Origin of the sequence: Pantoea dispersa (assembly GCF_019890955.1) — a bacterium.
Classification (GTDB): domain Bacteria; phylum Pseudomonadota; class Gammaproteobacteria; order Enterobacterales; family Enterobacteriaceae; genus Pantoea; species Pantoea dispersa.
Genome location: NZ_CP082346.1, coordinates 916,056 through 934,768, shown reverse-complemented (window position 1 = coordinate 934,768; position 18,713 = coordinate 916,056). Strand labels below are relative to the sequence as shown.

General features: G+C 58.7%; 18 protein-coding genes. 4 read left to right on the top strand and 14 right to left on the bottom strand.

The features are described from left to right. Positions 1–60: 60 nt before the first annotated feature. The 6 genes from K7H94_RS04250 to K7H94_RS04225 all read right to left on the bottom strand — a co-directional run bounded on the left by K7H94_RS04250 (position 61) and on the right by K7H94_RS04225 (position 7,055). Complete coding sequence (locus tag K7H94_RS04250) at positions 61–1,200, bottom strand: glycerate kinase (protein WP_141496304.1); 1,140 nt, start codon at positions 1,198–1,200, stop codon at positions 61–63. Positions 1,201–1,285: 85 nt separating this feature from the next. Then, positions 1,286–2,170 (bottom strand): 2-hydroxy-3-oxopropionate reductase, encoded by an 885-nt coding sequence (gene garR / locus K7H94_RS04245; RefSeq protein ID WP_058771604.1) that lies wholly within the window; start codon positions 2,168–2,170, stop codon positions 1,286–1,288. 19 nt (positions 2,171–2,189) lie between these two features. Beyond that, positions 2,190–2,957, bottom strand: a complete 768-nt coding sequence (gene garL, locus K7H94_RS04240; RefSeq protein ID WP_136545562.1) for a 2-dehydro-3-deoxyglucarate aldolase — start codon at positions 2,955–2,957, stop codon at positions 2,190–2,192. Between the two features lie 52 nt (positions 2,958–3,009). Beyond that, positions 3,010–4,341 carry a glucarate dehydratase gene (gene gudD / locus K7H94_RS04235; protein ID WP_058757045.1) on the bottom strand — a complete coding sequence of 444 codons (1,332 nt, stop codon included), beginning with the start codon at positions 4,339–4,341 and terminating at the stop codon, positions 3,010–3,012. Between the two features lie 10 nt (positions 4,342–4,351). Then, the gene (locus K7H94_RS04230; RefSeq protein ID WP_222951702.1) at positions 4,352–5,698 is read right to left on the bottom strand and encodes a glucarate dehydratase family protein; all 1,347 of its coding nucleotides are present in this window, start codon (positions 5,696–5,698) and stop codon (positions 4,352–4,354) included. A 10-nt stretch (positions 5,699–5,708) separates the two neighbouring features. After that, on the bottom strand, positions 5,709–7,055 hold the full coding sequence (locus tag K7H94_RS04225; protein WP_058771607.1) for an MFS transporter: 1,347 nt from the start codon (positions 7,053–7,055) through the stop codon (positions 5,709–5,711). A gap of 507 nt (positions 7,056–7,562) precedes the next feature. Between K7H94_RS04225 and garD the strand changes: the two genes are divergently transcribed. Continuing rightward, positions 7,563–9,122: a galactarate dehydratase gene (gene garD, locus K7H94_RS04220; RefSeq protein WP_222951701.1), complete on the top strand. Its 1,560-nt coding sequence runs from the start codon at positions 7,563–7,565 to the stop codon at positions 9,120–9,122. A gap of 83 nt (positions 9,123–9,205) precedes the next feature. Here the strand turns inward: garD and K7H94_RS04215 are convergent, their stop codons facing one another. The 4 genes from K7H94_RS04215 to syd all read right to left on the bottom strand — a co-directional run bounded on the left by K7H94_RS04215 (position 9,206) and on the right by syd (position 11,906). Next, positions 9,206–9,652, bottom strand: coding sequence for a flavodoxin (locus K7H94_RS04215; RefSeq protein WP_021507375.1), 447 nt, complete (start codon positions 9,650–9,652; stop codon positions 9,206–9,208). 12 nt (positions 9,653–9,664) lie between these two features. Then, complete coding sequence (gene truC / locus K7H94_RS04210) at positions 9,665–10,444, bottom strand: tRNA pseudouridine(65) synthase TruC (RefSeq protein ID WP_058780276.1); 780 nt, start codon at positions 10,442–10,444, stop codon at positions 9,665–9,667. Continuing rightward, positions 10,444–10,770, bottom strand: a complete 327-nt coding sequence (locus K7H94_RS04205; RefSeq protein ID WP_058771608.1) for a YqcC family protein — start codon at positions 10,768–10,770, stop codon at positions 10,444–10,446. Before K7H94_RS04205 ends, truC begins: the two co-directional genes overlap by 1 nt. A gap of 587 nt (positions 10,771–11,357) precedes the next feature. Continuing rightward, entirely contained in the window at positions 11,358–11,906 is a 549-nt protein-coding gene (gene syd, locus K7H94_RS04200; protein ID WP_058776607.1) for a SecY-interacting protein, read from the bottom strand. 62 nt (positions 11,907–11,968) lie between these two features. Between syd and queF the strand changes: the two genes are divergently transcribed. The 3 genes from queF (at position 11,969) to xni (ending at position 15,171) form a co-directional block, all read left to right on the top strand. Beyond that, a complete protein-coding gene (gene queF / locus K7H94_RS04195) occupies positions 11,969–12,814 on the top strand; it encodes an NADPH-dependent 7-cyano-7-deazaguanine reductase QueF (RefSeq protein WP_058757052.1) in 846 nt (281 codons plus the stop codon). Between the two features lie 186 nt (positions 12,815–13,000). After that, on the top strand, positions 13,001–14,365 hold the full coding sequence (gene ppnN / locus K7H94_RS04190; RefSeq protein ID WP_021507381.1) for a nucleotide 5'-monophosphate nucleosidase PpnN: 1,365 nt from the start codon (positions 13,001–13,003) through the stop codon (positions 14,363–14,365). Positions 14,366–14,403: 38 nt separating this feature from the next. Then, entirely contained in the window at positions 14,404–15,171 is a 768-nt protein-coding gene (xni, locus tag K7H94_RS04185; RefSeq protein WP_058780277.1) for a flap endonuclease Xni, read from the top strand. 451 nt (positions 15,172–15,622) lie between these two features. On the opposite strand, the gene rlmM is transcribed toward xni, so the two are convergent. The 4 genes from rlmM to K7H94_RS04165 form a co-directional block, all read right to left on the bottom strand. Further along, positions 15,623–16,723, bottom strand: coding sequence for a 23S rRNA (cytidine(2498)-2'-O)-methyltransferase RlmM (rlmM, locus tag K7H94_RS04180; RefSeq protein WP_021507383.1), 1,101 nt, complete (start codon positions 16,721–16,723; stop codon positions 15,623–15,625). Next, positions 16,716–17,111: a DUF423 domain-containing protein gene (locus tag K7H94_RS04175; protein WP_021507384.1), complete on the bottom strand. Its 396-nt coding sequence runs from the start codon at positions 17,109–17,111 to the stop codon at positions 16,716–16,718. The genes rlmM and K7H94_RS04175 overlap by 8 nt, the downstream gene beginning before the upstream one ends. Positions 17,112–17,161: 50 nt before the next feature. Further along, entirely contained in the window at positions 17,162–18,079 is a 918-nt protein-coding gene (locus tag K7H94_RS04170; RefSeq protein ID WP_010616414.1) for a transcriptional regulator GcvA, read from the bottom strand. Positions 18,080–18,421: 342 nt separating this feature from the next. Then, a complete protein-coding gene (locus tag K7H94_RS04165) occupies positions 18,422–18,646 on the bottom strand; it encodes a YgdI/YgdR family lipoprotein (RefSeq protein WP_010616412.1) in 225 nt (74 codons plus the stop codon). Positions 18,647–18,713 lie beyond the last annotated feature (67 nt).

Below are 18,713 nucleotides of genomic sequence, written 5' to 3'. Positions count from 1 at the left end.
CAGCCCCCTCTCCCGCCTGCGGGAGAGGGCTGGGGTGAGGGGAAAACCGCACCGCCTCCCCTACAACCCCTGCCCCACCTTAATCGTGGCAGCAACATTCCTTGCCGTCAGGCGGACATTCTGCGCGGCATTGGCCAGCGCCTCTTCCAGCGAACAGATACCCGACAGCACGCTGTACACCGCGTCGATCCCGTGCTGATGCACCACACCGACATCCGCCGTCAGGCTGCCGGCAATACCGATGACCGGCTTATTGAACTGCTTCGCCACCTGCGCCACGCCAACCGGCACTTTGCCGTTGACTGACTGACTGTCGATGCGCCCTTCACCGGTAATCACCAGATCGGCATTCTGCACCTGCTGCGCCAGTCCCAGCGCTTCGGTGACAATCTCAATGCCGCGCCGCAGTTCCGCGTGGCAAAACGCATGCAGCGCCGCGCCCATGCCGCCGGCTGCACCACCGCCGGCGATGTGCAGCACATCAATATCCAGATCGCGCTGAATAATCGCGGCGTAATGGCCGAGCGCAGCATCCAGCTGCTGCACCAGCTGCGGCGTGGCCCCTTTCTGCGGGCCAAAAATCGCCGACGCCCCCTCTTCGCCAATCAGCGGATTGGTCACGTCACACGCCACTTCAATGCGGCACTGCAGCAGGCGCGGATCCAGATCGGCGATCTCAATCTTCGCCAGCTGCGGCAGTGCCCCGCCGCCGTAGCCAATCCCGCTGCCGTCGCTGTCCAGCAGCCGGGCACCGAGCGCCTGTACCATGCCGGCACCGCCGTCGTTAGTGGCGCTGCCGCCGATGCCGATGATGATGTGATCGACGCCGCGATCCAGCGCGTTTTTGATCAGTTCACCGGTACCGTAGGAAGTGGTGATCAGCGGATCGCGCTGTGCCGCAGGCACCAGCTCCAGCCCGCTGGCCGCCGCCATCTCAATAAAGGCGGTACGCGCATCACCGGATAATCCGTAAAACGCGTCGACCGGCTCGCCGAGCGGCCCGGTCACCGTCAGTCTGACGATGTTGCCCTGGGTTGCCGCCACCATTGCTTCAACCGTGCCTTCTCCGCCGTCGGCGACCGGTATTTTGACATAGTCAGCGGCGGGGAAAATTTCGCGAAATCCCGCTTCTATCGCGGTAGCCACTTCCAGGGCGGACAAACTCTCTTTGTATGAATCCGGTGCGATGACAATTTTCATAGGCAATCCGAGCGCGGTAGGTGACGGAAATCCGTCTGGCTTAGGCAGTACAGCGTCCGGCATCCGCAGACACCGGACGCGGGCACTACCGGGTGATCTCAACTTTGGCTAATTTTTCATAATAGCAAGCCAGCGCGCTATGATCGGACGTACCCTGCCCGTCGACTTTTAGCGCCTGCATCATCTCCATCACCGCCGCGGTCAGCGGCAGATGTGCGCCAATGCCGTGTGAGGTATCAAGTGCATTGGCTAAATCCTTGATATGCAAATCGATACGGAAGCCAGGCTTAAAGTTGCGGTCCAGCACCATGGGCGCTTTGGCATCCAGCACGGTGCTGCCCGCCAGACCGCCGCGAATCGCCTGGTAAACCAGTTCCGGATTGACGCCGGCTTTGGTGGCCAGCGACAGCGCTTCTGACATCGCGGCAATGTTGAGCGCCACAATCACCTGGTTGGCCAGTTTAGTGACGTTGCCCGCGCCAATATCGCCGGTGTGCACCACCGAACCGGCCATCGCCTTAAGAACATCGTAGCACTGATCAAACAGCGCTTTATCGCCGCCGACCATTACCGACAGCGTGCCTTCAATCGCTTTTGGCTCACCGCCGCTCACCGGCGCATCCAGCATCCGGATGCCTTTTTCTGCCAGCGCATCATGCACTTCGCGGCTGGCCAGCGGCGCGATGGAGCTCATGTCGATCACCACCAGCCCCGGCTTTGCCCCTTCGATAATGCCGTTCTCGCCCAGACACACCTCTTTCACCTGCGGTGAGTTCGGTACCATGGTGATCACCACGTCAACCTGCGCGGCCAGCTCTTTCGGCGTTTTCGCCACGGTGGCACCCAGCTCCACCAGTTCGGCTTCGTTGCTGGCGTTGTGGTCGCGCACCACCAGGGTGTAACCGGCTTTCACCAGGTTTTTACTCATCGGTTTGCCCATGATGCCGAGGCCGATAAATCCAATTTTCATTGCCTTTCCCCTTCGTCAGTTACTGCTTAAATTTGTCGCACAGCGCCTGCGTGGCGTGGCGGAAAACACCCAGGTCGCTGCCGACGGCAACAAAGCTGGCACCCCATTCGAGATAACGGCGTGCGTCAGCCTCCACCGGCGCCAGAATCCCGCTCGGCTTACCGGCGGCTTTGGCGCGCTCAAGGATGTAACGGATCACTTTCAGCACTTCCGGATGCGCCGGCTGGCCGAGATAGCCCAGCGCCGCTGACAGATCGCCCGGGCCGACAAAGATGCCGTCTACGCCGTCCACCGCCGCGATGGCGTCAATGTTGTCCACCGCCTGCTGAGTTTCGATTTGCACCAGCACGGTGATATTGTCATTGATGGTGGCGTTGTAGTCCGGCAGCGTGCCGTACATGTTGCTGCGATGCGAAACCGACACGCCGCGAATACCGGCTGGCGGATAACGGGTCGATGCCACCGCGCGCGCCGCCTCTTCTGCGGTTTCCACGAAAGGAATCAGGAAGTTATAGAAGCCAATATCCAGCAGACGCTTGATGATGATCGGCTCGTTGCACGGCGGTCGCACCACCGGCGCGCTCGGGCTGCCTTTCAGCGCCATCAGCTGCGGAATAAAGGTGGTGATGTCATTCGGCGCGTGTTCGCCGTCCAGCACCAGCCAGTCAAAGCCCGCCAGCCCCAGCACTTCCGTGGTGAGAGGATTGGCAAGGGCGCACCAGCTGCCAATCAGGGTTTCCCCTGCCAGCAAACGACGACGAAAAGGGTTGGGCCAGGCATTGCTCATGATCTCTACTCCTGTTATTTAGCACCGCCGCCCGCGGGCGCGCGGAATAAAATCAGCGCACCAGGCACGGACGCTTGTTATCAAATGTCCAGTTCGGCACGAGGAACTGCATCGCCTGCGCATCGTCGCGCGCGCCCAGTCCATGCTGCTGATACAGCGCATGGGCCTGCATCACCTGATCCATGTCCAGTTCGACGCCAAGGCCCGGCTTCTGCGGCACCTGCACCATGCCGCCCTTGATCTGCAACGGCTCTTTGGTCAGGCGCTGATTGCCCTCCTGCCAGATCCAGTGGGTGTCGATGGCGGTAATGGCGCCCGGTGCGGCGGCGGCCACATGGGTGAACATCGCCAGCGAAACATCGAAATGGTTGTTGGAGTGCGAACCCCAGGTCAGGCCGAAGTCGTGACACATCTGCGCCACGCGCACCGAGCCCTGCATGGTCCAGAAGTGCGGATCGGCCAGCGGAATATCGACCGACTGCAGCGACAGCGTGTGGCCCATCTGGCGCCAGTCGGTGGCGATCATATTGGTGGCGGTAGGCAGACCGGTGGCGCGCCGGAACTCGGCCATCACTTCACGTCCGGAGTAACCCTGTTCAGCGCCGCACGGATCTTCTGCATAAGCCAGCACGCCTTTCAGCTGTTTACCGAGCAGGATGGCCTCATTCAGCGACCAGGCGCCGTTGGGATCGAGCGTCACGCGCGCCTGCGGGAAACGCTTCGCCAGTGCGGTTACCGCTTCGGCCTCTTCACCGCCGCGCAGTACGCCACCTTTCAGTTTGAAATCGTTAAAGCCATATTTTTCATAGGCGGCTTCTGCCAGGCGCACCACCGCGTCCGGCGTCAGCGCTTCCTCATGCCGCAGGCGATACCAGTCGCACGGATCATCGGTCTGGCTCTGATACGGCAGTGACGTTTTGCGGCGATCGCCGACGTAAAACAGGTAGCCGAGCATCTCGACGCGGTCACGCTGCTGTCCTTCGCCCAGCAGCGACGCCACGTTGACGCCCAGATGCTGGCCGAGCAGATCCAGCAGCGCCGCTTCGATGCCGGTCACCACGTGAATGGTGGTGCGCAGGTCAAAGGTCTGATTGCCACGCCCGCTGGCATCGCGATCGGCAAAGGTGGTGCGCACCAGGGTGAGGATATTTTTGTACTCGCCGACGGTTTTTCCGGTTACCAGCGCCGCCGCGTCTTCCAGCGTCTGACGAATTTTCTCGCCTCCGGGGATCTCGCCCACGCCCGTGTGGCCGGCGTTATCTTTCACAATCACGATATTGCGGGTAAAAAACGGCGCGTGGGCACCGCTCAGATTCAGCAGCATGCTGTCGTAACCGGCCACCGGAATGACCTGCATTGATGTAATTTTCGGGGTGTGACTCATTTCCTGCTCCTTATGCATGGCGGCGTCCAAAAGCCGGACGCTTGCGGTCGAACGACCATCCGGGAACCAGATATTGCATTGCCGTGGCGTCATTACGTGCGCCTGCCGGCAGCGATTGATACAGGGCGTTAGCCTGGCGCAGGCGGTCCCAGTCCAGCTCAACGCCGAGGCCGGGTTTGTCCGGCACGGCAATTTTGCCGTTGCGGATCTGCAGCGGCTCTTTAGTCAGACGCTGGTCGCCCTCCTGCCAAATCCAGTGGGTATCGATGGCGGTCGGTTTACCCGGTGCCGCTGCGCCGACGTGGGTAAACATCGCCAGCGAAATGTCGAAGTGATTATTGGAGTGGCAGCCCCAGGTCAGCCCCCACTCATCACACAGCTGCGCCACGCGTACCGCGCCGCTCAGCGTCCAGAAGTGCGGGTCGGCCAGCGGAATATCGACCGCGTTGAGCATCACCGCGTGGTTCATCTCACGCCAGTTGGTGGCGATCATATTGGTGGCGACCGGCAGACCGGTGGCGCGGCGAAACTCGGCCATGATTTCGCGCCCGGAATATCCCTGCTCGGCACCGCACGGATCTTCGGCATAGGTCAGCACCTCGTGCAGGCCTTTGCACAGCGCGATGGCTTCATCCAGATGCCAGGCGCCGTTGGGATCGACGGTGATGCGCGCGTCCGGGAAACGCTGCTTCAGTGCCACCGCCGAGGCAATCTCCTGCTCGCCCGGCAGCACGCCGCCTTTCAGTTTGAAATCTTTGAAGCCGTACCTGTCCTGCGCCGCTTCGGCTAAGCGCACCACCGCGTCCGGCGTCAGCGCCTCCTGATGGCGCAGGTGATACCAGTCGTGACCGGCCGCGTCGCCGCTCTGATACGGCAAATCAGTTTTACGCCGATCGCCAATGTAAAACAGGTAGCCCAGCACCGTGACCTCATCGCGCTGCTGACCTGGCCCCAGCAGCTCGGCCACTGGCACGCCGAGGCACTGGCCGAGCAGGTCGAGCAGCGCCGCTTCCAGCGCCGCCACCGCATTGACCCGCAGCTCAAACGTCCAGGCGCCGTTGCCGAAGGTATCGAAATCCGCCGACTGGTTGCCTTTATGCACCTGCTGCACCAGCCGGTTCATGCGCGCCACCTGCTGCCCTTTCACCTGCGGAATTGCCGCGACCAGCGTCTGATAAATGGTTTCACCGCCCGGCGCTTCGCCGACGCCGGTGTGACCGGCGCTGTCGGTCAGCACCACGATATTGCGGGTGAAGCAGGCGCTGTGCGCGCCGCCGATGTTGAGCAGCATGCTGTCGTAACCCGCCACCGGAACCACCTGCATGTCGGTAATCACCGGGGAACTTTGCGTATTCATATTCGGTTCCTTATGACCGGGGTTTGAGTTCGACACGTTTGATATCGCCGGTTATCACCAGGAAGCTGAACGCCGCCACAAACGCATGGATGCCGACATAAATCAGCGCCCCTTCAAACGAACCGCTGGTGGCGATGATGTAACCAATGGCAATCGGCGTGACGATGCCAGAGAAGTTACCGAACATATTGAACAGACCGCCGCTCAGGCCGCTGATCTCTTTGGGTGCAGTATCGGCCATCACCGCCCAGCCCAGCGCACCAATGCCTTTACCAAAGAACGCCAGCGCCATAAACAGCACCACTACCCATTCGGTTTCGGTGTAGTTACACATCACCATGCTGATGGAGAGCAGCATGCCGATGACGATTGGGGTTTTACGCGCGATGTTCAGCGAGCCGGTTTTACGCATCAGATAATCTGAAATCACGCCGCCCAGCACGCCGCCGAGGAAGCCGCAGATGGCGGGAATCGAGGCGATCATGCCGGCTTTAAGAATCGACATGCCGCGCGCCTGCACCAGATACACCGGGAACCAGGTAATAAAGAAGTAGGTCAGGGCGTTAACGCAGTACTGACCGAGATAGATCCCCCACATCATGCGGGTGGAGAGCAGTTGCTTAATTTGGAACCACTTCTCATCCCAGCTCACTTTACGCTCGGCTTTCTTCGCATCCATGTTAATCAGCGCGCCGCCCTGCTCCATGTACTCCAGCTCGGCTTTGTTCACGCCAGGGTGATCGTTCGGGTCATGAATCACTTTCAGCCAGATAAAGCTGAGAATGATGCCCAGCCCACCCATGAACCAGAACACGTGCGCCCAGCCCACCTCGGCCACCAGCCAGCCCATGATTGGTGCGAAAATCACCGTGGCGAAGTACTGGGCGGAGTTAAAGATGGCGACGGCGGTACCGCGCTCCTGCGCCGGGAACCAGGCAGCAACAATACGGCTGTTACCCGGGAAAGATGGCGCTTCCGCCAGTCCCACCATGAAGCGCAGCAGGAACAGCGACACCACAATGCCGAAGCCGCTAAAGATGTCGACAAAGCCCTGCAGCAGGGTAAACAGCGACCACAGGAAGATGCTCCAGAAATAGACGCGTTTGGAGCCGAAGCGGTCCAGCAGCCAGCCGCCCGGAATCTGACCAATAACGTACGCCCACGAGAAGGCGGAGAAGATGTAGCCGAGGCCGACGGAATCGAGACCGATCTCCTTCGACATCGCCGAACCGGCAATCGAAATGGTGGCCCGGTCACCGTAGTTGAACGAGGTGACGATAAATAACATCACCACAATCCAGTAACGGGCGTTGGTGCGCTTCTGCACCGCTGCCGCTGTCTGGCTGTAACTATTCATGATGCACTCCTGAAATATAGCGAACGCTACATTCACTCTGACTGCATACACATCGCGTTGGGTATCAGAATGATGTTGGGTTAAACACGGCGATTGTTGTTATGGCAAAACGATGATGCGTCGTGACGAATAACCAAACGTTGAAGAACGGCAATCAGTATAGGAACAGCATCGCCGCGAAACACTGGAGGAACGCCCGAGGATAATCATCAATCCGGCACGATTTTCTGGCATTTGCCCATAACGCTGCGGCGTGGCTCACGGAACCCGCCATTCAGCCGCCAGATTGCTGGAAAAGTGAACAGTAAGCGTACGCTTTGTGAGGCTCTTCACTTGCGTTTGGTAAAACGAACCAAACTGCGCGCCGATCGCGGCACAAAGCCAGTCAGTTGCACAATGCGCGGGTGAATACCCCTGCTTATACTGAGGCTGGCAAATAACGATGATGTGACGGACTTGATTTCAACCGCACCGCTATGACCGGTGCGACGAACCGGAAGGTGAGCAATGAACCGACCTCTGACAGACAAACCGCGCTACATTAAAGTGCACGACGCCGATAACGTGGCGATAGTGGTCAACGATCAGGGATTGCCCGCAGGCAGCCGCTTTGATGACGGTCTGCAACTGACTGAGCATGTGCCGCAGGGGCACAAAGTGGCGCTGAGCGATATCGCCCTGCATGGCGACATCGTGCGTTACGGTGAAGTGATTGGCACGGCGCTGCGCCCGATTGCGCGTGGCAGCTGGATTGAGGAGTCACTGGTGGCGCTGCCCGCCGCCCCACCGCTGGCCAGCGTGCCGCTGGCAACCAACGTGCCGCCGCCCCTGCCGCCGCTGGACGGCTACACCTTTGAAGGCTATCGCAATGCCGACGGCAGCGTCGGCACGCGCAATCTGCTCGGCATCACCACCAGCGTGCACTGCGTGGCGGGCGTGGTGGATTACGTGGTGCAGCTGATTGAGCGCGATTTGCTACCGCGCTACAGCAACGTCGATGGTGTGGTGGCGCTCAACCATTTATATGGCTGCGGCGTGGCGATCAACGCACCGGCGGCGATGGTGCCGATTCGTACCATTCACAACCTTGCACTGAATCCTAATTTTGGCGGCGAAGTGATGGTGGTGAGCCTCGGCTGCGAGAAATTACAGCCGGAGCGCCTGCTGACCGGCACACCGGACGTACAGGCCATTTCGCTGGATGAGCGCGATATCGTGCGCCTGCAGGATGAGCGTCACGTGGGCTTTGGCGCGATGGTCGATGAAATTCTGCAGGTGGCCGAGCGCCATCTGAAAAAACTCAATCAGCGTCAGCGCGAAACCTGCCCGGCGTCAGCGCTGGTGGTCGGCACCCAGTGCGGCGGCAGCGATGCGTTTTCCGGCGTGACGGCCAATCCGGCGGTTGGCTTTGCCTCGGATCTGCTGGTGCGCTGTGGTGCGACGGTGATGTTCTCGGAAGTGACCGAGGTACGCGATGCGATCCATCTGCTGACGCCGCGTGTGGTGAACGAAGCGGTGGGCAAACGGCTGCTGGAGGAGATGGCGTGGTACGACGATTATCTGAGCCAGGGGCAAACCGACCGCAGCGCGAATCCGTCGCCGGGCAATAAAAAAGGTGGCCTGGCCAATGTGGTAGAAAAAGCGCTGGGCTCAATTGCCAAATCCGGCCGCAGCCCGATTGTCGAAGTGCTGTCACCCGGACAGCGCCCGACGCAGCGCGGGTTGATTTACGCCGCCACGCCGGCCAGCGATTTTGTCTGTGGCACCCAGCAGATGGCTTCCGGCATTACGCTGCAGGTGTTCACCACCGGGCGCGGCACGCCTTACGGTCTGGCGGCAATTCCGGTGATCAAAATGGCGACGCGCAGCGCGCTGGCGAACCGCTGGCATGACCTGATGGACATCAATGCCGGCACCATCGCGACGGGTGAAGAGAGTATTGAACAGGTCGGCTGGCGGCTGTTTGAGCTGATTCTGGATATCGCCAGCGGACGTAAACAGACGTGGTCAGATCGCTGGGGAATCCGTAATCAGCTGGCGGTATTCAATCCGGCACCGGTGACGTGAGGTGCAAAATTAACTTTCGGCGCGATCGGTTCCCTCTCCCGCCGGCGGGAGAGGGTTAGGGTGAGGGCGTGAACCAAGCCAAACTACAACAACTTACCCCAGCTCTCCACCCACGGCGTGGTCACTGACTCGGGCTCCGGATTTTCCGTCGCATCCACCAGCAGCACCTCGCCAATACGCTGCGCCTGCTGCTCCTGCAGCGTGGCATCAAAAGTCTTTCCTGCTCCACAGAAATGGTCGTAACTGCTGTCGCCTAAAGCGATCACGCCATAGCGCAGCTCAGGCTGATAGCCCAGCTCATCGCGCACCTGCACATACAGTCGCGCGATATTGTCCGGAAAATCGCCCTGCCCGGTGGTCGAGGTAACAATTAACGCGACCTCTTTGCTGTAAGCCTGCCAGTCGGCCAGTGACGGATCTTCAAACACCTTCACCTCATGCCCCTGCGCTTCCAGCACCGGCTGCGCCTCTTCGGCAACCAGCAGCGCGTTGCCGTATACCGTACCTGTAAAAATGCCAATCTTTGCCATTTTGCCGCTCCTTTATTCTGTCGGCTTATCCTGGACTGCCTCAGCGGCAAACTCAACCCTCGGCACCTCGGGCAGTTGCTGCTGCCAGCCAAACGATTGCAGCATCTGCTGCCAGACACGATCCAGCCCGGCGCGAATCACCAGCGGTTCGCCGGTCACCGGATGCGTTAGCGTCAGCGCACTGGCGTGCAGCATAAGTCGATCCATGCCAAAGTGGGCTGCGGCACCGCGGTTCTGCCGCAGATCGCCGTGCGAGCTGTCACCAATAATCGGATGACGCAGGTGCGCCATATGGCGCCGCAGCTGATGCTTGCGCCCGGTGTGCGGCGACAGCTCAACCAGCGTATAACGTGCGCTGAGGTACTTGCCGATGGCCACCGGCAGTTCTGCCTGCGCCAGCGCGCGATAATCGGTGACCGCCGGCTGCGGCGCGCGCGGTTCCGTGACAAACTTGTCCGCAATTTTATCCAGCTCTTCCACCAGCGGATAATCCAGCGTTGCGCTACCGTCCAGCCAGCCGCGCACCACTGCGTGATAGGTCTTCTGTATCTGATGCTGTTCAAACTGCTGCGCCAGCAGCCGCCCGATTTCGCTGGAGAGCCCCATCAGCAGCACGCCAGACGTGGGACGATCGAGGCGATGCGCGGTAAATACGTGCTGACCAATCTGATCGCGCACCGTCTGCATCACCACCACTTTCTCTTTGCGATCGAGCCAGCTGCGGTGCACCAGCCAGCCCGCCGGTTTATTCACCGCAACCAGCCATGCATCCTGATAAATGATCTCCAGCATCAGGCGTCCGGCGGCGCAAACAGCGCATCAAGCTGGCTGAGCGTCAGCAGCAGCGCTGCATGGCCCGGCGTGGTGGGCGGCAGGGCCATCTCATAATAAGGCGTAACGGCGAAGTTTTGCGGCAGCGCGGCGCCGGCGTCAAGCAGCGCCTGCATGCGCGGCAGCAGGACCCACTGCAGCCATTCGAGCGGCTGCAGGGTATCGAGACAGAAAGGTTGCGTGCTATTAAAGGCTTCCGCCGCCGGGGCGTGCGTCTGCCAGTGGCCGTGTTCGCGCATCACCGCTTCGACCTGCTGCAGCCGCTGAATAATCAGGTGCGTCGACATACGCTACCTCCGCGTCAAAAAGGGGCGGCAAGCATATCATTAGTGGGTGCGCGCGCAAAAACGGCATAAAAAAAGGAGCACTGTGATTACAGTGCTCCCGGTTCGTTTGCAGCATTCCCGCCACCGCTGTGCTCCCTGCTCATCCATGACAACTGTTCCTGCGCTTTCCGTCGCCCGTCATCGTGACATTGGTCCTTAGCATCCTGGCCCGCCACATCCCGCGTGGCTCTCATTCTCCATCCTGGAGGTGTCCTTTACTCACTCCGGAGTGTCCTGCTTCATCCTGAAGCCTTCCCTGTGACGTAAACTCCGTTACGTTCCTGCCGCCTGGCTGACATTCTCCTGAACGTCTCTCAATCCGTGGCTTCCTGCCAGTGGTGACTATTCTGGCAGAAACCATCGCAATAACAAGTCAGTAAGCGCCGTTAAACGATTAAGCCATGTCTTAATTTTCAGATTGATGCCATAACTGCATGATTCACAATATTTTTACATTGCGGACTTCCGGAAGTCTGCGCAATGTTCTGGCGATCTCGCACACCAGTTGTGAGAGATCTCTTACAAGAGCTGCGAGAAAAGTCTGCAACTCACGAACTAACCGGTTGTAAAGCATTAAGAAATGTCTGAATATCCACCGCCAGTTTCTGCCGCTTTTTCGTACCCGGCTGCTCCACAATTACCTCTCCGGTCAGATTACACACCGCGATAACATCCTGCTCCGAATCTGTCGTGGCGATAAACAGCGTCGGGCTCTGTTTCAGACGGCGCTTCATCACCAGATGACCAATCAGGTTCTCCTGCAGGCGGGTAAAATCGTCCTCGCTCCACACCTGCAGCAGCGTCAGCGACTGCTGTGCAAACTGCGCGTGCATGTCGCCGGCAAATTGTGTGGTATAGAACGTGGTGAGGTCCGGCTGCAGCTGAATATCCAGTGCGCGCTCAACGGCTGCCAGCGAGGCTGGCAGGGTAAAGTCCTGCGGCTGCCACAGAACGCGCTCATCCAGTTCACTGATGATGCAGGGCGACGGCACGCCGTACAGCTCTGCGCTGGCGGGAAAATGGCCGTGCTGCTGCTGCCAGTGCGCTACATAACGGGCGGTAAAATCGCGCAGGGCCTCTGCGGTTTGCTGCATCATTCATCTTCTCGCTGGTGATCGGTTACACTGACTCCCTTTGATGGATTTTAGTGGTAACCGTTATGTCTTCTGAAAACCGGGATACGGCGCTGAGCGGCCTGACTTTGGGTAAGCCCACCGCGTATGTTGATCGCTACGATAACACGCTGCTGCAGGCGGTGCCGCGCAGCCTGAATCGCGAGCCGCTCGGGCTCTATCCCGACAACCTGCCGTTCCACGGCGCAGATATCTGGACGCTGTATGAACTCTCCTGGCTAAACAGCAAAGGCGTGCCGCAGGTCGCGGTCGGCGAAGTGGTGCTAAGCGCCGACAGCGTGAATCTGATCGAGTCCAAAAGCTTCAAACTCTATCTTAACAGCTTTAACCAGACGATCTTCGCCGACTGGGGCGCCGTGCGGCAAACGCTGGAGCGCGATCTCAGCGCCTGCGCTAACGGCCAGGTCAGCGTGGCGCTGTTTCGCCTGAGCGAAGTGGAAGGTCAGCCGATCGGGCACTTCGCTGGCGATGTCATCGACGAGCAGGATATCACCATCAGCGATTACGGCTTTAACGCTGATTACCTCGCCAGCGCAACGGGCAGCGAAGTGGTTGAAGAGACGCTGGTCAGCCATCTGCTGAAATCGAACTGTCTGATCACCAATCAGCCGGACTGGGGTTCAGTGATGATCCGCTATCAGGGCCCGCGTATCGATCGCGAAGCGCTGCTGCGCTATCTGATTTCGTTCCGCCAGCACAATGAGTTTCACGAGCAGTGCGTCGAGCGTATCTTCAACGATATTCAGCGCTTTTGTCAGCCAGCAGCACTAACCGTCTACGCGCGCTACACGCGGCGCGGCGGGCTGGATATCAATCCGTGGCGCAGCAATGTTCCTTTCACGCCGGGCTACTCCCGCCTGGTGCGCCAGTAACAGATTGCGAGATGTCTCGCAGGCCGCCGCACGGATGCGCGGTTCCACTTGAGCATTCGCGGCCGACAACGGTACTCTGGTACAGGCGCGAGGGCGACAGCGTGCTTACCGAAGGATTTTCGTCACTGCGCTCAACGGGTTAAGCGCAGCGTCATCAGTCACGCATTTGCGTGTAAAGGAGTTCTCTTGATTACACATATCAGCCCGCTTGGCTCAATGGATCTGCTCTCCCAGCTGGAAGTCGACATGCTGAAGCGTACTGCCAGCAGCGATCTCTACCAGCTGTTTCGCAACTGTTCGCTGGCGGTACTCAATTCCGGCAGCCAGACCGACAGTAGCCACGAACTGCTTTCCCGCTTTGAAAACTTTGACATCAACGTGCTGCGCCGCGAGCGCGGCGTGAAACTGGAGCTGATCAACCCGCCGGAAGAGGCGTTTGTTGACGGCCGGATTATCCGTTCGCTGCAGGCGAACCTGTTTGCCGTACTGCGCGATATTCTGTTTGTTAACGGTCAGCTCTCGGCAGCGGATCGTCTGCAGAATCAGGATGTCACCGACTCCGCGCACATCACCAATCAGGTGTTTTCTATTCTGCGCAACGCGCGCGCGCTGCACGTGGGCGAATATCCCAACACCGTGGTGTGCTGGGGCGGTCACTCCATCAACGCGGTCGAATATCAATACTGCCGCAATGTCGGGACGCAGATGGGCCTGCGCGAACTGAACATCTGTACCGGCTGTGGTCCGGGCGTGATGGAAGCGCCGATGAAAGGGGCAGCGGTAGGCCATGCACAGCAGCGCTACCACGACAGCCGGTTTATCGGCCTGACCGAACCGTCGATCATCGCTGCGGAGCCACCTAACCCGCTGGTGAATGAACTGATCATCATGCCGGATATCGAAAAGCGTCTGGAAGCCTTTGTGCGCATCGCGCACGGCATCGTGATCTTCCCGGGCGGCGTCGGCACGGCAGAAGAGCTGTTGTATCTGCTGGGCATTCTGATGAATCCGCAGAACAGCGACCAGGTCCTGCCGCTGATCCTCACCGGGCCAAAAGAGAGCGCCGATTACTTCCGCGTGCTGGATGATTTCATCGTTAATACGCTGGGTGAAGCCGCGCGCCGGCATTACAAAATCATCATTGATGATGCTGCGGAAGTGGCGCGTCTGATGAAGAAAGCCATGCCGCAGGTGAAAGAGTACCGCCGCGAAACCGGCGATGCCTACAGCTTCAACTGGTCGATTCGCATTGCACCGGATCTGCAGGTGCCGTTCCTGCCGACCCACGAAAATATGGCCAACCTCAAGCTGTTCCCGAATCAGCCAGCGGAAAAACTGGCGGCGGATCTGCGGCGTGCCTTCTCGGGCATCGTGGCCGGTAACGTCAAAGAGATGGGGATCCGCGAAATCCGGGAAAAAGGTCCGTATCAGCTGCAAGGCGATGCCGATCTGATGCACCGCATGGACGAACTGCTGCAGGGCTTCGTCGCGCAGCAGCGCATGAAGCTGCCCGGCAGCGCTTACATCCCCTGCTACGAAATCATCAAATAACCCATCAGGAAGGCAGCCTGCGGGCTGCCGGTATCACTATGTCGCTTCATCTGCTTATTATCGACGCGCTCAATCTGATCCGCCGCCTGCATGCGGTGCAGGGTTCGCCCTGTCGTGAGGCCTGCGTGGCGGCGCTGCATCAGCTGCTGGGCCACACGCGACCAACGCACGTGGTGGCGGTGTTTGACAGCCATGACCGACAGCCTGGCTGGCGTCATCAGTTATTGCCGGACTACAAAGCGGGTCGCCCGCCGATGCCGGATGATTTACAGCAGGAGATGGCCTCGCTGCAGGCGGCCTTTGAGGCCAGCGGTGTCAGTTGCTGGGTTGCCGAACAGGATGAAGCGGACGATCTGGCCGCGACGCTGGCAGTGAAGATGGCCGACGCCGGTCATCAGGCCACCATCGTTTCCACCGATAAAGGTTACTGCCAGCTGCTGGCACCGAGCATCCGCATCCGCGATTATTTTCAGAAGCGCTGGCTGGACGTGCCGTTTATCGAACAGGAGTTCGGCGTCGCGCCGGCCCAGCTGGCGGATTACTGGGGCTTATGCGGTATCAGCAGCAGCAAAATTCCAGGCGTGCCCGGCATCGGGCCGAAAAGCGCACGGGAACTGCTGCTGCAGTTTGGTTCGCTCGAGGCGCTGTATCAGCAGCTGGACCAGGTACCTGAGAAGTGGCAGAAGAAGTTACGCGATCACCGCGCGACCGCGGAGGTGTGCCGACAGGTGTCAACGTTGAAGCGGGATTTGGTGTTGCAGGGGAATTTAAATACGCTGCGGTATCAGGGTCCGGCGCGTCATTGAGGTCGCCATGAATGGCGCCCCTACAGCAGCACGGCAAACCTGAGCTGTTCAGGCAGGTTTCAGTCCCATTCCGCAACGATCGCGGGTTTGGTTGCGGTGCAATTTATTGCGCGATGAATCGCGCCGCTACAAATGTTATGCGGCCTGCAGTTACCTGCATTAATACGAAGCAGCCAACCTGCGAAATAATTTGTGCCACCGCATGACGGCAAGCCCGAGCTGCTCCAGGAAGTTTCAACCCTACTCATTGCGCGATGAATCGCGCCGCTACGGATGAGTGCAACTAATTTCTGCGAAATAATTTGTGCTAGCGCAAGGCGGCAAGCCTGGGAGTCCCCGGGAGCATACATCAGTATGTGACCGGGGCGAGCAGGCGCAGCCAACGCTGCGGTAGTGCAAAGTATGAAGCAGGCGCAGCCAACGCCGCGATAGTGCAAAGTATGAAGCAGGCCTAGCGTTCGTCGCGCCGTCCACCGACTGCCGCCCAAATCCGGCGCACATGCACGGTCACTTCTTCGCGGTCGTGATACAGCTGGCGCGCCTGAATCTGCGCGTTTACGCCCTTCTCCTTCAGCGCCGCGTCCATCATTGCCAGGTTCTGCGTGACTTCTTCATAGCGCTTTTTCATTGGCAGCTTGAGGTTGAAGATCGCCTCACGGCACCAGCCGTTGACCAGCCATTCGGTCATCAGGCTGGCGACGCGCACCGGTTTTTCCACCATGTCGCACACCAGCCAGCTGATGTTGCTGCGCGGCGGGCGAAATTTGAACCCGTCTTCGCGGCAGTGCGTAACCTGTCCGGTATCCATCAGGCTCGGCGCCATCGGGCCGTTATCCACCGCGTAGACCCACATGCTGCGCTTTACCAGCTGATAGGTCCAGCCGCCGGGGCAGGCACCAAGATCGACCGCATACATGCCGCTGCCCAGCCGTTCGTCCCACTCATCGGCCGGCACGAACACATGGAATGCTTCTTCCAGCTTCAGCGTAGAGCGGCTTGGCGCATCGGCCGGGAACTTCAGGCGCGGAATGCCCATGTAAAACGGCGAGTTGTTGTGCGGCAGCGAATAACCAACGTAGCAGGTGCCCGGCGCGATAAAGAACACATGCACCACCGGACGTTTATTGCTCTCATAATTCAGCAGGATTTTGCTGTCGCGCAGGCTGGCGCGCAGCGGTACCGTCAGCTTGCGGCAAAATTTGGTCAGCTCTTTGGCTTCATTGGTGTCGGGCACTTCAACGCGCAGCTCGCCGCCCTTCTCCACCACGCCGCTCAGCATGCCAACAATCGGGGTAATACGATCTTCAGGCGGGAGATCGCGCAGCAGCTCGCCCACCACCAGCATTTGCCGGGCAAAAATCAGCTCCGCGAACGGCAGCGTGGCGATCAGTTTTTCCGCCTCTTCTGGCTGATAGCACTCAAACAGCACGTAACCGGCGTCATCTTTAACACGCGGAAAACCGTAGATTTCACGTTCCGCTGCTTTGGCACTGATTTCTGCCGCACACTCTTTCTCAAATCCCGGACGGCAATAGAGTAAAACTTTATTCATGGCGATCTGCCTTTCGTTTCAGACGCAGCGCGCCAATCAACATCAAAAACCAGCCAATCAGGAAGCACAGGCCTCCAACCGGCGTAACAAACACCCAAAACTTCAGGTGCGACAGCGCCAGACAATACAGGCTGCCGCTGAACAGGACGATACCCAGCGCCATCGCGGCGCTACTCCAGTAAAACCAGATATTGGCGCGACGCAGCATCGCTGCGCCAATACCGATAATCGCCAGCGTATGATACGCCTGATATTCAAGGCCGGTATGGATCCACGCCATCTCGGCCGCGCCGAGCGCTTTGCTCAGCACGTGCGCCCCAAAAGCACCAAACGCCACCAGCAGAAAGCCGCTGATGGCGGCAAATATAAACATGGCACGACTGGACATTCATTTATCCTCAAGGTGAAACCGCACATCACTGTGCGGCAGGCAACGCGTTAGTGATCGTAGCGGAAGCGGAATTTTTCTTGTTCAGTTGCGGCTTTTTCCAGAATCCACTGCCGAAAGGCGGCTATTTTACCCAGTTCTGCCTGGCTGTCATGACAAACCAGATAAAAAGCATTTTTACTCACTAAGACATCGTTGAAAGGACAGACCAGCCGTCCGGCCTCAATTTCACTCTGCGCCATCACGTTATTGGCCAGCGCCACGCCCTGGCCGTGGATCGCCGCCTGCAGCACCATGGCGCTGTGGCTGAAGATCGGCCCCTGCTGAACATTAATGTGCTGCAAGCCCAGCTGACGAATATAGGATTGCCAGTCACGGCGCGAGGCGTCATGCAGCAGCGTGAAATGCGCCAGATCGGCTGGTGATTTGAGCGGATTGTCGCCGGTCAGCAGCAGCGGCGAGCACACCGGCAGCAGATATTCGGCATACAATTTCTCTACCCGCAAACCGGGCCAGTTGCCGCGGCCGTAAAAAATCGCCACGTCGACATCGTCGGCCAGCTTCTCCTCATCACGGTCTACCGCCTGGATACGCACATCAATGCCCGGATAAGCCAGATTAAAGCTGGAGAGGCGCGGAACCAACCACTGAATGGCGAAACTCGGCAACAGGCTGACGGTGAGAGCCCCTTTGGCACTGCGCGCCTGCAGTTTGCGCGTGGCATCGTTCAGTGCCGAAAAAATCTCTTTGATATCGAGATAGTAGCTTTGACCCTCTTCGGTCAGTAACAGCGAACGATTGCGCCGGCGAAACAGCTTGAGACCGAGAAAATCTTCCAGCGATTTAATCTGATGGCTGACAGCCGCCTGGGTGACAAACAGCTCCTCAGCGGCTTTGGTGAAGCTCAAATGACGGGCCGCAGCGTCGAAGACGCGAAGAGCATTAAGCGGCGGAAGGCGTTTTGACATGGTTTTCCGTACCCGGATTGACAGCGTAACACTGCAACTTATACAAAGTCGTTACGTATTAGATTTTTTAATCCGAGACATTATAATTTGTCCGTTGAGGAAGCTCCAGCAAATACCTATAGTTGCCGCACTTCCTGAGCCGGAACGAAAAGATTTCTGGAAACGTGCGAGAGATCGCAGACTTTTAGAGAGCTTTTGGCTTGTGGTCGTGATGTTGTGTTTGCATTTTGATCTGACGATTGCAGATCAAACTTTTAATTCCTGTAGATTTACCCTGTCTGTCCATAGTGATTTTAAATAGCACCGCAAATTGCGGTGCTTTTTTTTACCTGCTAGCCGGGCTTACTGGCCCATTTCCACCATCTCTTTCACATCTGAGCGGTTAATCTGCTGCTCGTTGCCATTGGCATCTTTATAGCTGATCATACCGGTTTCATCGTCAACTTTTGGTTTGCCATCCGCAACAATGGTGCGACCATCATTAGTATGCATGACGTAGTTGCTGGAACAGGCGGCCAGGGTAAAGGCCATGGTGCACACGGCCAGCACTGCGGCGAGTTTATTCATCTTCTATCTCCTTGCAGATTGATTGCATTAAACCACCCGCGTGCGCTGACCAGTGGCAGCAAACAGA